The organism is Oceanobacillus sojae (assembly GCF_007991515.1).
Lineage (GTDB): Bacteria > Bacillota > Bacilli > Bacillales > Amphibacillaceae > Oceanobacillus > Oceanobacillus sojae.
On sequence record NZ_BJYM01000013.1, the window covers coordinates 36838 to 49628 of the forward strand.

8 protein-coding genes are annotated in these 12791 nt (G+C 38.5%); 1 reads left to right on the forward strand and 7 read right to left on the reverse strand.

The genetic code is table 11. The annotated features are described in order from the left end of the window. Positions 1-28: 28 nt before the first annotated feature. From OSO01_RS15185 to OSO01_RS15215, 7 genes are all read right to left on the reverse strand, one after another. The gene (locus tag OSO01_RS15185) at positions 29-958 is read right to left on the reverse strand and encodes a type II secretion system F family protein (RefSeq protein WP_147211322.1); all 930 of its coding nucleotides are present in this window, start codon (positions 956-958) and stop codon (positions 29-31) included. Between the two features lie 18 nt (positions 959-976). Then, positions 977-2164: a TadA family conjugal transfer-associated ATPase gene (locus OSO01_RS15190; protein ID WP_147211430.1), complete on the reverse strand. Its 1188-nt coding sequence runs from the start codon at positions 2162-2164 to the stop codon at positions 977-979. Between the two features lie 106 nt (positions 2165-2270). After that, positions 2271-3371 carry an AAA family ATPase gene (locus tag OSO01_RS15195; RefSeq protein WP_147211323.1) on the reverse strand — a complete coding sequence of 367 codons (1101 nt, stop codon included), beginning with the start codon at positions 3369-3371 and terminating at the stop codon, positions 2271-2273. 665 nt (positions 3372-4036) lie between these two features. Then, positions 4037-5161, reverse strand: a complete 1125-nt coding sequence (locus OSO01_RS15200; RefSeq protein WP_147211324.1) for a M20 peptidase aminoacylase family protein — start codon at positions 5159-5161, stop codon at positions 4037-4039. Between the two features lie 312 nt (positions 5162-5473). Continuing rightward, complete coding sequence (locus OSO01_RS15205; protein ID WP_147211325.1) at positions 5474-7276, reverse strand: ABC transporter substrate-binding protein; 1803 nt, start codon at positions 7274-7276, stop codon at positions 5474-5476. Between the two features lie 319 nt (positions 7277-7595). Next, complete coding sequence (locus OSO01_RS15210; protein ID WP_147211326.1) at positions 7596-9089, reverse strand: ABC transporter permease; 1494 nt, start codon at positions 9087-9089, stop codon at positions 7596-7598. Positions 9090-9106: 17 nt separating this feature from the next. Further along, entirely contained in the window at positions 9107-10519 is a 1413-nt protein-coding gene (locus OSO01_RS15215; RefSeq protein ID WP_246145182.1) for an ABC transporter permease, read from the reverse strand. Positions 10520-10899: 380 nt separating this feature from the next. On the opposite strand from OSO01_RS15215, the gene OSO01_RS15220 reads away from it, so the two are divergent. Continuing rightward, positions 10900-12609 (forward strand): ABC transporter ATP-binding protein, encoded by a 1710-nt coding sequence (locus OSO01_RS15220; RefSeq protein WP_147211327.1) that lies wholly within the window; start codon positions 10900-10902, stop codon positions 12607-12609. The last annotated feature ends 182 nt before the right edge of the window (positions 12610-12791 follow it).

Genomic DNA, 12791 nt, shown 5'->3' on the forward strand with positions numbered 1-12791 from the left:
TCGCTGCTCCTTTCTTATCTGCTTACTGCTATACCTTGATATCCATGATTTTCTGACTGATTAACAAACTACAGCCTACACAAATCAATACGACAGTCATAATAATAGGACCAGGTGTGCCAAATTCATATAATGGAGCTACAAAATCTGGCGATGACATTTTCAGAAATAAGGTAATGCCTAAAGGGGCTATCGCCATTATTTTCGACTCAAACTTTTTCTGAGAAACCAAAACTTTGATGTCCTGCTGTATCTCAATTTTATCGGTAATGATATCAGCCGTTCGTTTAATAATCTCTACTAAGTCTCCCCCTGTACGTTTACAGGTAATAAATACATCAGAGAAATTCTTAATATCATCAATATCTGAACGGTTGGCAAAATCTGCAATAGCTCGTTCGACAATCTCTCCATTTTCAATTCTCCGATTAATCAGCTGAAATTCCTTAATGATGTAGGTGTTTTCATCTGGGTAAAGAAGCTTCAAGTCTCTCAACACATCACGGAAGGCATTCTCAATTGACTGCCCCGCCGCTAAAGAAGAGGCAAGAGAGGAAATAGCCTCTTTAAACTGTAAACTTAGTTCATCTTTACGTTTATTTTTTAAATCATTCTTCTTAAATTTCGGATAGATTATCCCCAAACACGCAACTATGAACGAAAGAATGAGATGATCGTAGAATAGATAAGAAATACCGAAAATTACGATACCTGCGATAAGGGAATACTTCACCTTCTCTTGAAAGCTCATCTCATAAACAGCATAGTCAATCAGTGTCTCTCCGCCGATGTTTCTCTTTCGGATCGCTGCTATGCTCTTCTCTCTTATTTCTCCTTCTCTTTTCTCCAGTTCCCGTTCCAACTGTCTGGCCTTTCTTCCCTTGATTACACGACGCCCTACTAATACACCTATCAAGATAACAATTACAACAGAGCCAATTATTTGTTCAACATTCATCCTTTGACCCACTTTCCATTACGCTTTGGTAAACTGTTCTACCACATCATTCTTGCCTGCTAACTTCAATTTGTTAATAGACTGCAAAGAATGCTCTGTTTTTTTCAGTTTACCGATAATTTTACCGCGGTAATCCTCACCGTCCTCTTCAAACACGTAAAGGGGAGCGGTAATAATTTCACCATCCTCCATCCCTAATACTTCGGAGATCTGTACTACTCTTCTGGAATGATCGCGAAATCTTGTTAAATGGACCATGATATCAATCGCAGAACTGATTTGTTTACGAATCACATCAATCGGTAATTCGGCACCACTGAGCACCATTGTCTCTAAACGGCTTAACATATCATTAATTGAGTTCGCATGACCAGTAGATAAAGACCCATCATGACCAGTATTCATGGCCTGCAGCATATCTAACGCCTCTGCTCCACGAACCTCCCCGACAATAATACGTGATGGTCTCATCCGCAATGAGGCCTTGATTAAGTCACGAATTGTAACTTCTCCTTTTCCTTCCGTGTTTTTATTCCTTGTCTCTAAACTAACAAGATTGGGAATATTGACAATTTGTAATTCAGCGGAATCCTCAATAGAGATCAACCGCTCATCTTTCGGGATAAAATTCGATAGGACATTCAAAAATGTTGTTTTTCCTGAACCAGTCCCTCCGCCAATGAAAATATTATACTTGGCTTCTACTAACTGTTGCAGAAAACTGGCAACCTCTTCATCGAGTGCACCAAACCGGATTAAGTCCTCAATCATCAATGGTCGTTCTGGAAACTTTCGGATTGTCATAGCTGGCCCTTTCAATGCAATTGGGGGTAAGACGACATTTACACGAGATCCGTCCTCCAGCCTTGCGTCCACAATAGGGCTTGACTCATTTACCACCCGATTTACCTTTGATACAATGGTCTGAATGGTATCCTCAAGCTTTTGGCGGCTTTCAAATTTAACTTTTGCATTCAAAACTTGGCCATCGCGCTCAATAAAAATTTCTTCATGATTATTGATCATAATTTCTGTAATTGTAGGGTCATCCAAGATGGGTTGCAGTACGCCCAACCCTCGAAAGGCATGATACATTCTATCGACAATACGCTTAATCATTTGCGAAGTCATTTTATGCTCCTTCGCATACTCTATTACAGTATCCTCCACCATTTCCAAAAGCTCTTCATTCGTAGTGGAATGCATAAAATCTAAAACCTCACGCAATTTTTCAATTAATAAAGCCGTTATCTCATCCTCTGTCTGCGCAGTAACTTCTTCTATTTGTTGATTATTCTTCTGTTCTTTATCACTAACCTTCAACAAGGGACACCTCCATATTGATGTCTATCTCCTCTGCAACAGATTGAAATAACTTCTCACCGATAATGGTATCTTCTAACATCTTGGTCTGTTCATTTTCCAATAACCAGTGAGAATGAAATGGAATATGTATTTCAATACTGAAGTTATAGTTATTAAACCCTGCAAAAGGCCTCGCTCCGACTTTATTCAATACAAAATGAAGCTTATTGTTATCAATATGCTTGTCCAGGATACTTTGATTTAGTTTATATTGCGATCTGGCAAAGCTATTCTGATCAGAGCTTAATAGCCATACAACCTCATCACTAACCCGCATTGCCGCCTGGTTTCGCTCATGCAAGGAATCATCCAGATCGACAATTATATAGTCGTAACTTTGCGAATCTTTTAAAGCTTGAATCAACAATTCTACTTCCTCACCCGTGATATGTTCCATTTCCTCCGGTAAGACGGGCAAAGAGAAGTAATCAATATTTGTTAAGCTGTCGGTAGATTTTAAGGATTCAACTTTTGCAACTAATTTATTAATATTATTTTTTAAATAGTAGAATACTTCAACAGAAGACGCCTTTTCTTCTTGAAAAAATAAATAGGTGCTATGTAATTGTTCTAAATTAAGATAGAAGGTTCGTTTACCCTGTTGTGTCAAATATTTCGCCAGACAAAGAGAAGCTAGTGTCTTCCCTGATCCAGCACTACCGCTATAGAAGCTGACTACTTTTTCTTTCTGTTTCTTATTCATTAACGTACTAATCTTGTCATTTGCTTCGAAGTATATCGCCATCACTTGAGACAATGATTCCTTCAATGGTTGATATTTAAAAATGCCCGCCTCTTCCTGAGTCATCTCCTGCCCCTCTGATAGGCGAATAACCATATCGAAATTAGCACCATCCTCTTCCGTCACCTGCATATCTGTTAATAAAATGTGCTGCTTTTGATTACGGATATGCTTATGAAACGCCTCCGAATCTGTGTATATCTTCGCTGAAAATCTCATCCCATTCTCTGGGTTTCTAATATAGTTGGAAAAATAATCAGCATACGATTGATCAGAAGTATAAAGTACGAGATTAATTTTGTGCATCTTGCTCACCTTTTTTCTGCTAATCTTTATTTTTTATAAGAATACTAAATATATGATATATTGTTAACCTTTTAAGAGAAAAACAGTTAATTTCGCCTATTTTTAGGATATGCCTTCATTTTTAATACAAGTTATCCTACTTATGCCTCTCTTCTATACCTTTCATATGAACATTATTAAAAACATTTGGGAAAGACTGAGCTATTTTTTGAAGAAGCATAGATAGCAGGTTTTATTGATAAGACAATACATTCTCGCAGGAAATAAAGCATATAAAAATAAAAAGCAGCTTTTTAAAAAGGTCTGGTAAAATGGGCAGGCCTGAGGAAGTAGATTCTACTAAAATTGTCTTGTCTTTTGATAAATTTATTGAAAAACAGTCTATACAGATACAAATAATAAAAAAGCGATAAGGGTATTTAGCATAGTTGAATACTTCCTTATTACTGGTTTAATATTCCATAAATGGTTCATATTAGATTAAAAATCATACTAAAATTATTTCTTTCACTCTTTCTATAAAAATATCTAAGAGCCGAAGTTTACCCTTGACTTAAGTTCCTCTTTATACATATCTATCTTATATACCAACCTAAAAAGCCGATTTCTACCGCAAATGCAGTAAAAACCGACTATTTTCATCCTAACAATCTAACTTCCTATCATTAATCCTGATATACTTTCAAAATAGCTTTTGTTAAAATATCTACACCCGTTTGAAGCGCATCCTTATCAAAGGCCATATCTGGATGATGTAATCCAGGCCCTAAATCACATCCTAATCCGAGCATCGTTGCCTTTAATTCTGGTTTTTTCACAGTATAGAAATGGAAATCATCTCCGCCCGGAGTGAGAAGCGGCTCTACAATATTTTCCTCGCCCAGCACATCCTTCACTGCTGCACGCATAAAGCTTGTTGCTTCCTCATTTGTTTCAGCTGCCGGCACACCATGAAAATCGGAGATATCAATATCAACATCATAAAGATTTCGGACAGAATCTAGAATACCATCTACTTTCTTCACCAGCAGGTCCATCACTTCATTCGTCTGCGCACGTAAATCTAAACTGAACGATGCATTTCCCGGAATAATATTAGAGCTCTTAGCACCTGCCTGAAATTTCGTCATTTTCGCTGAATGCGGGACTCTTGGGTCCATATGGATCTGCCCCAGCATATTGACAATCTGCATGCCGACTTCAATCGCATTATCATTCAAATGCGGGCGTGCGCCATGTGCATCTTCTCCTTTAATGACCGCTTCATATGTTTTCGTTGCACCATGAACAATAACTGGAGCAGCCTGTCCTGCAGCGGCTTCCTGCTTAGGTCTGAGATGAACGCCAAACAGGTAATCCACGTCTTCTACAACCTTCTCCTCTACCATTTTCAGCGCACCGCCGCCTGCTTCTTCAGCAGGCTGATAAATAAACTTAATTGCAACTTTATCCTGGATCCCCGGGATTTGCTGTAATGTCCATAGCACACCTAATACAATTGACATATGTGCATCATGCCCACAGGAATGGTTTGGCTGAAATTTCCCGTTCACTTCCTGCCATAATGCATCCATATCTGCACGGACACCTATTACTGGCAAACCTTCATCAAAATTTCCAAGCTTTCCAATGACGCCGGTGTGGTCTGGAAAGGTAATTGTTTCACAGCCTGCTTCTTCTAATCTTTCTTTTATATATTTGGTAGTCTCTACTTCTTCCCAGCTGATTTCTGCATGTGTATGCAGGTACTGAAAAGTTTCTAACACGCTTTTTTCTATGTTTTCTCCCATTTGTCTTCCCATCCTTCTTGGTATTGAAAGTAAATAAATTACATTTTTTAAGTATTCTTATTATTTCGTATTGATTTGAAGTATAAACGCTACTATAGGCAATTTCAAGTTATTGAAATTCCAAAGAGAGTGCTTTTATCGTACAAATCTTGATGGGGAATTACTTTTTGGTAAAGGGAAAGCAGTTATAAAAAGAAACTTTCTTCCTTGAGGACTCATTATAATGGATAAAACATCCTTGTTGTTGCAGTCATAGATCAAAAAAAAGCAAAGTCAGGATGAAGAAAAATCCTGACTTTGCCTCTTTTTATATTACTCTGATAAACCTTCTTGTAACAGGCTCTGCGCCTGCTCAGGATCTGCTTTCAGCTCCAGCCCGGTATCTACTAATGAACTAAGAGTAGAAACAGCCGGTAATTTATTGCCTTCATAGAAGGAGATAAATTCTTCCTGATTAATAGAATATAGTACCGCTTGGCGTAATGCTACATTATCAGCAAGCTCGCTATCTTCCAAATTAAAGCTCAGATAGGAAACACCATTACTCTCGTTTTGCTGTAAGGTTAAACTATCATCCTCTTCCACTGTGTCATAACGGTTTTCAGCCACACCATTCAGGATGTGAATCTCATTATTACGGAGCGCAGATAATGCACTTTCCGGGTCCTGAATGAATTTCACTACTACTTCGCTGATTTTAGGCTCATATTCTGATCCAGGCATATACCCGGGATTCTTCACGAAATCTGCTTCATAGTCATTTTTAGAAACCATAATGTACGGTCCACTTGCATAAAGCGTGTTTTCTTCATTACTATCTTCCAGCACAGTCCGCTGGTCACCATAAGCAACATCTTCATTGACATCATAGTCTTCTACATCAAACGTATTGATGCTTTCCACCTGATCCTTTGATACAATACCGGCTGACTGATGTGCAAGATAGTTTAGTACCTGCGGGAACGGATCTGCTGTTGTAATTTTTACAACCTGATAGGTTCCTGCATCATTATCCGCCTCTGTTTTATCCGTCGTTAATGAATCAATCTCTGTATCAAGTCCTTCTTCTAAAGCCTGTTTAATTGTATTTCCGTCTATGGAAGCAGTATCCTCTAATTCAGAAAGATCATCTACAATTTCAATCGTTTCCATACTTTCATGCAGACTGTAAGTACGATGATCCGGAACAGAATTTGGATCTTTCGCCCGTTCTAAACTGAATTGAACATCCTCTGCACCTACACGGTCACCTGTATCAACTGCTGTATCGCCGTCTACCTCTGCAAAATTAATATCGTCACGAAGTAAGAAATAAAAATCCTGGCTGCCATCCGCAATCACGTGATTTAAAGAAAGCGAACCATCGGAAACGACCTCATCATCATCTGTTAAATTGACTAAACGAACATACATATTTGTATTTAACGTATTAATAGAACCGTCATTTCCTTTAATTGGATCTAATGAAGTTAAATCACTAATTGCCTGGTGAACAAGTAAAGGCTCACTATCACGTAAGGATGTATCATTATAGTCTACATTTTCCCATACTGCCGCACGTGATTTTGGCAGACGGACTGTTTCTTCATTAATAATATCGTGATTTACACCCTGCGCTTTTAAAGAAATATAAAGCGGTGCAATATACGCCTGATCAAAAACAATTTGTTCCTCTAATTCTTTATATGTTTCTTCATATTCGCCCGGTAATTCGGTACTTGCTTTATCTACAAGCTCATCTGCTTTTTCATCTGCGAATAACGAATTATCACCATCTGAGGTGAACAGAGAACGGACAGCATAATCCGGGTTTCCAGTAACTGTTGTCCAGCTGTTCAGGGCAATATCATAATTCCCTGCATCACGCTGTGTTGTAAAGCTGCCGTAATCCGGCTGAATATTTAATTCTACGTTAAAGCCTGTATTTGTTAATTGATCACGCAGAATATTTACGTCATTTTCCTGCGTACTTGTTGCTAATATCTCAATTGTCGGCTGGTCTGCATCTGCACCACCACCGCCTGAACCTTCTTCCTGAACATCAGATTCTGTACTCACACACCCTGCTAACAGCAGAGCAAGTACGAGTAAAAAAGATAAACTCCATTTCTTCATTTTCTGTATTCCCCCTTATAAGTGTGTGTTCAAAAAGTCCGATAAATAGAACCAAAAAGTTCAAGGCGGCTAGCGTTTCCGAACGGACTTCCACAGGATGTGGTGACTTCTGTATTGTCCACAGGACGTGGACGGTCTTAACAGAAGTTCCTCCATGCTCTTATATACGTGAGTAACGCTTTTGGTGGGGCGAGTAATCGCAAATGTTTTCGATGGGACGAGTAATCGCAGTCCCAGTCCCATCGGAAAAAGCTCGTCAACGCAGAAATTCGCCGTGTCATCTTTATTGGACTTTTTGAATATCCTCTATAATGTAAAATTAATTTATTTTTGGATCTAACGCATCACGCAGGCCATCCCCTAAAAAATTAAAGGCTAAAACCAGCAAAATAATCGCTATCCCCGGAAAAATCGCTAAATATGGTTCGGTTTCTAAATAAGCACTCCCGATTCGGAGGACATTCCCCCACTCTGGAACATGAGGCTCTACACCGAGTCCCAAAAAGCTTAAACTGCTTGTTGCAATAACTGCTCCGCCGATTGTTAAGGTAGCTTTGACAATCATCGGAGCAAAAGCATTTGGAATAGCATGCTTGGTCAGGATCTTCCAATCCGATTCTCCCAATGCTTTGGCTGCTTCAATATATTCTAAATTCGATACCATTAAAATATTGGCCCGCATCGTTCTTGCATAAATCGGAATCGACCCGATACTTAAGGCAATAATCAAATTGATCGTACTGGATCCAAATGCTGCGATAATAGCAATAGCCAATAAAATCCCCGGAATGGCATACAAAGCATCCATCACACGCATAATCACCTGATCGGTAGCTTTATAATAATAGCCTGCCAGCGCCCCCAGTAACCCGCCGATAATCATTGGAATAATCGTTGTCAATAAACCAATGACCAGGGAAATCCTTGCTCCAAAAATAATTCTGGAAAATACGTCACGGCCGAAGTTATCCGTTCCGAAGGGGTGCACGAAGCTCGGCTCCTGCAGCAGGGAGCTGTAATCATTTGCCGTTGCAAAGCTGGTTACAAACGTACCAAAGCTGGTAATGGATATTGAAAAGGTAAAGATAACAAATAATAAACCAATCATTGCTGTAAAGCTTTTACCCAGCTTTATCCAGAAAAACTGCCATTTATCAATCACGGACTGGTCTTTCTTAGAGATTTTTAACAGGATACTGTAAGCAAGAATAAATCGGAATATATTTCCTGTTAAAGTGGCAATAAATAAAAACACTGCTAGCAATCGCAATGACTTTTTCCCGGCCAATGAGGTATCATATTGCCGATGAAAGAAAATTACCAAAGCTATATCAATAATTAATAATGCCAGTAAAATACCCATAGATAACATGAAATTATTAGATACATAGGCTTTAAATAAATTCAATGATGTAACCGCGATAATAAGAAAATCTGTAATGAGCATATAATATGCAAATGTATATTCAATAGATGTGTTCTTCTTTAAAAGCCGAAAGGCAAATGTTGCTGTAAAAACATTTCCGCAGGCTAACGACAGAACCTGTACTGCAGCCAGCATACGTGTACGATTCCCGATTTCTCCTGTTTTCAATAAATCTTTACGTAATAAAAGCACGATAAAAAGCTGATATAAGCTGTTTATCAAAAAGATAACAGTAAAAATGCTGAAAACGGTGTGAAATGTATTCGTGCCAAAATCATAGCTATTGAATAAAAAAATCAACGTTAATACGAGCGATATAACAAATGCAAAGTGACCGTGCTTATACAGATCGGATCGCTTTAAAGACTGTAGATTAGCATGATTCATGTAAGCCTCTCACCCTCCTAACTATTCTTCATTTGCGAACGGATACGCGGATTCAGCATCGCATAAACAAGATCTACAATTAAATTAACAATTGAAATGGTAATAGCGATATAAACGACACCTGCCAAAATTGCCGGTGTGTCGGGAATAAATTGTTTATCTACAATATAGCTTCCTAAACCGCTGATATTAAAAACTTTTTCCGTTACGGCAGCTCCGCCGAGCATACCGCCAAACTGCAGCCCGATAACCGTTAAAATAGGAATCCAGGCATTTCTCAGCGCATGACCAATAAATGTCTCTCTTCCAGTCAGCCCTTTGGCTTTTGCAGTAATCATATAATCCTCATTCATGACCTCCAGCATAGATGAGCGTGTCATTCTGGCAATCGCTGCAGCCAGCCCTGTTCCTAGTACCACAATTGGCATAATCAACGATAAAAAGTTTCCTGGTGAATAACTCGACGGCAGGAGATCTCCCTGAATCGAAAAGGTAAGAATGAAAATAAGACCTTGCCAAAAGCTCGGGATAGACAAGCCAATCAAGGCAATGAACATAAACGTATAATCCCAAAAAGAATTAACACGTGCTGCCGAAATCATCCCTACCGGCACAGCGATAATAACTGCCAGAATAAGAGAAGAAATCGCTAAAATCAGTGTCACAGGAAAACGATTTGAAATACTATTCATAATCACTTCATTGCCTGTATAAGAATGCCCTAAATCAAACGTCAGAATGCCGCTTAACGCATGCCATAACTGAACGAAATAAGACTGATCCAGGCCATACTGAATATTAAAAGCATCACGCTGCGCCTGTGTAGCAGACTCACCCAATATATTGGCAGCTGCATCAGACGGCGAAATATACAGAATGGTAAATACAATCACGATAACAGAAATAATTACAAAGAACGTCATAACGACCCGTTCAAATACAAAACGCCGAAAAGCACCTTGATAAATAAAGTACATACTGTAAGCTAAAATTCCAGGAATAAATGTAGGTATGAGGAAACGCTTATCCAGCAAAAGACCATGGAAAAATTCCATATAGTTCATCGGCTTTCTTGTCTCTAATCCCAGTTCTTCCTCCACAATTGCTTCGGAGCGCTTCTTGAGCTGCTGCTGAACAAATTTTTCTTTTTCTGTCTCTTTTATCGGGCGCTGGAAGTATGCCTGCTTTTTATCATATTGCTTTTCATAATCACTTTTTAAAGCTGCATATGCTTCTGATTGTATAAAAGTATGCATTTTTTCCTTAAACAAAGCATCATATGTATTAGACTTTCTTTTACTGAAATAGATACAGAGAGCAATAATATGAATTGGAAACCCGATTAAAAATTGAATCCACCTCAGGAAAACCTGACGATAAACAATCAAAAACCCGCGGGATAACACATTCTCGGATGATGAATTTTGCAATAAGTTTCTTACTCCCTTCTTAAAATCTTGATAATTCCTACCTTTTTAGTATAGAATATGCTTATTAGGAATTATAGAAAGGAATGATGTAATTGTCAAATTAATTTTACTGACTTTGAGTTCCTTACCGTTTTAGATTTCACAGAGTAAGAGTTTACTATATTTTAAAGTCTTAAAATTAATTGTAATAACATTACACACTTCCTGTTATATATATGTATATATTCAGAGTCTTGTTTATTCACCCTGAAAAAATTTATTCTTATATATTTTATTGAAATGACAATTTGTCTTACATTTTTATCAGGTTAAATGTTCTGCTGCTCTGGTGTACAGGAATATATAATAAGTCAAATATATAATTAAATGGAGATATGATAATGAAAGACATATTAAGTGTTAAAAATTTATCTGTTCATTTTCAGACTACGGAGCAGAAGGTTCAGTCCGTTAACCAAATTTCTTTCTCCGTCAAAAAAGGAGAAACCTTAGGGATTGTTGGTGAGTCCGGGTCAGGAAAAAGCGTTACAGCAAAAACAATTATGCAGCTGCTTCCCGGCCAGTCCGCACATATCCAAGCGGAAACAATAGAATATGAAGGAAATAATCTGGCAAATTATTCTGACCATGATATGCAAAAAATTCGCGGTCAGGAAATCAGTATGATATTTCAGGACCCAATGAGCTCTTTTAACCCGACAATGAAAATCGGTAAGCAAATTGATGAAGTAGTCAGCAAACACCGTAGGATTTCTGCACATAAAGCGAAAGAAGAAACGATTGAAATGCTGAAGCTGGTCGGGATAACCTCACCTGAAGAACGGTATCATCAATATCCACATGAATTCTCAGGTGGTATGCTGCAGCGTGCAATGATAGCAATGGCCTTAATCTGCCGGCCAAAGCTATTAATTGCTGATGAACCGACGACTGCATTAGATGTACGTATTCAGGCACAAATTCTGCAATTAATGAAAAACCTGCAGGAGAAATTTAATATGAGCATCATTTTGATTACTCATGATTTTGGGGTTGTTGCAGGTATGTGTGACCGGATTGTTGTCATGAAGGATGGAAAAATTGTTGAACAAAACGACACAACATCCATTTTCACTCATCCTGAGCACCCTTATACACAACGGCTGCTTCATGCCTTGCCGCGAATTGATCAAAAGAAAGCAAACAGATACACGAAATCATTTCAAGATACTGAGGCCTTAATTAACGTGAAGGATTTGAAAAAGATTTTCCCGTTAAAATTAGGCGGCCTTGTGCATGCAGTTGATGATATTGACTTTCACATCAGACCCGGTGAAACATTAGGATTAGTAGGAGAATCCGGCTCTGGAAAATCAACGACTGGACGCCTTATTCTGCAATTACAGCAGGCAACAGAAGGAGAAATTCTTTTCGGTGGAATGGGAATCCATGACTTTAATCGCAAAGAACTCAAAAAGCTCCGCAGAGACGTTCAAATTATTTTCCAGGATCCTCAAGCCTCGTTAAATCCGAGAATGAAGGTACTTGATATTATCGGTCAGCCGCTGGATATTCATAAGCTATGCAAAACAAAAGCTGAGAGGCGAGCCCGAGTCGAGGAATTATTAGAGCTGGTAGGTCTGACAAAGGAACACGCCAACAGGTATCCGCATGAATTTTCAGGAGGACAGCAGCAGCGTATTGGTATCGCCCGGGCGCTGGCTGTAAAACCGAAATTTATTGTTTGCGACGAGCCGTTATCCGCTCTGGACGTTTCCATTCAATCACAGATTGTGGATTTATTAGAGGAATTACAGGAAAAGCTTGGTTTAACCTATCTATTTATTGCACATGACCTGGCAATGGTAAAGCATATATGTGACCGGATTGCAGTCATGTATTCCGGCAAAATTATTGAGGTGGCAGAAAGCGAGGAGCTTTATGAAAATCCACTTCACCCCTATACTAAATCACTGCTGGATGCGGTGCCTATTCCAGATCCGGGAATTGAAGCGAAAAAGATTCGGGAACATAATATCAAGACAGAAACCTATCATTTTGAAAGAAATTGGTTAGAAGAAGTAAGACCGGAGCATTGGATGCTTGTATAAAGACAGATAATCATAAAAAATCTCCAGCTATTCTGCACAGAATAGCTGGAGATTTTTTTGTTTTCATGGATTTATAAAGCTGATCATGATTTTTTGTGAAGTATTTTTTAATATCATTTAACTTTTTTAGAAAAACAGGCATAAAAAGCATTAACAAAAAATAAAAATTACTATCACGGTAC

Coding starts and splice junctions, on each gene's coding strand:
- OSO01_RS15210 (WP_147211326.1), bottom strand. CDS start 9,089: ATGAATCATGCTAATCTACAGTCTTTAAAGCGATCCGATCTGTATAAG.
- OSO01_RS15190 (WP_147211430.1), bottom strand. CDS start 2,164: ATGCATTCCACTACGAATGAAGAGCTTTTGGAAATGGTGGAGGATACT.
- OSO01_RS15220 (WP_147211327.1), top strand. CDS start 10,900: ATGAAAGACATATTAAGTGTTAAAAATTTATCTGTTCATTTTCAGACT.
- OSO01_RS15195 (WP_147211323.1), bottom strand. CDS start 3,371: ATGCACAAAATTAATCTCGTACTTTATACTTCTGATCAATCGTATGCT.
- OSO01_RS15185 (WP_147211322.1), bottom strand. CDS start 958: ATGAATGTTGAACAAATAATTGGCTCTGTTGTAATTGTTATCTTGATA.
- OSO01_RS15200 (WP_147211324.1), bottom strand. CDS start 5,161: ATGGGAGAAAACATAGAAAAAAGCGTGTTAGAAACTTTTCAGTACCTG.
- OSO01_RS15205 (WP_147211325.1), bottom strand. CDS start 7,276: ATGAAGAAATGGAGTTTATCTTTTTTACTCGTACTTGCTCTGCTGTTA.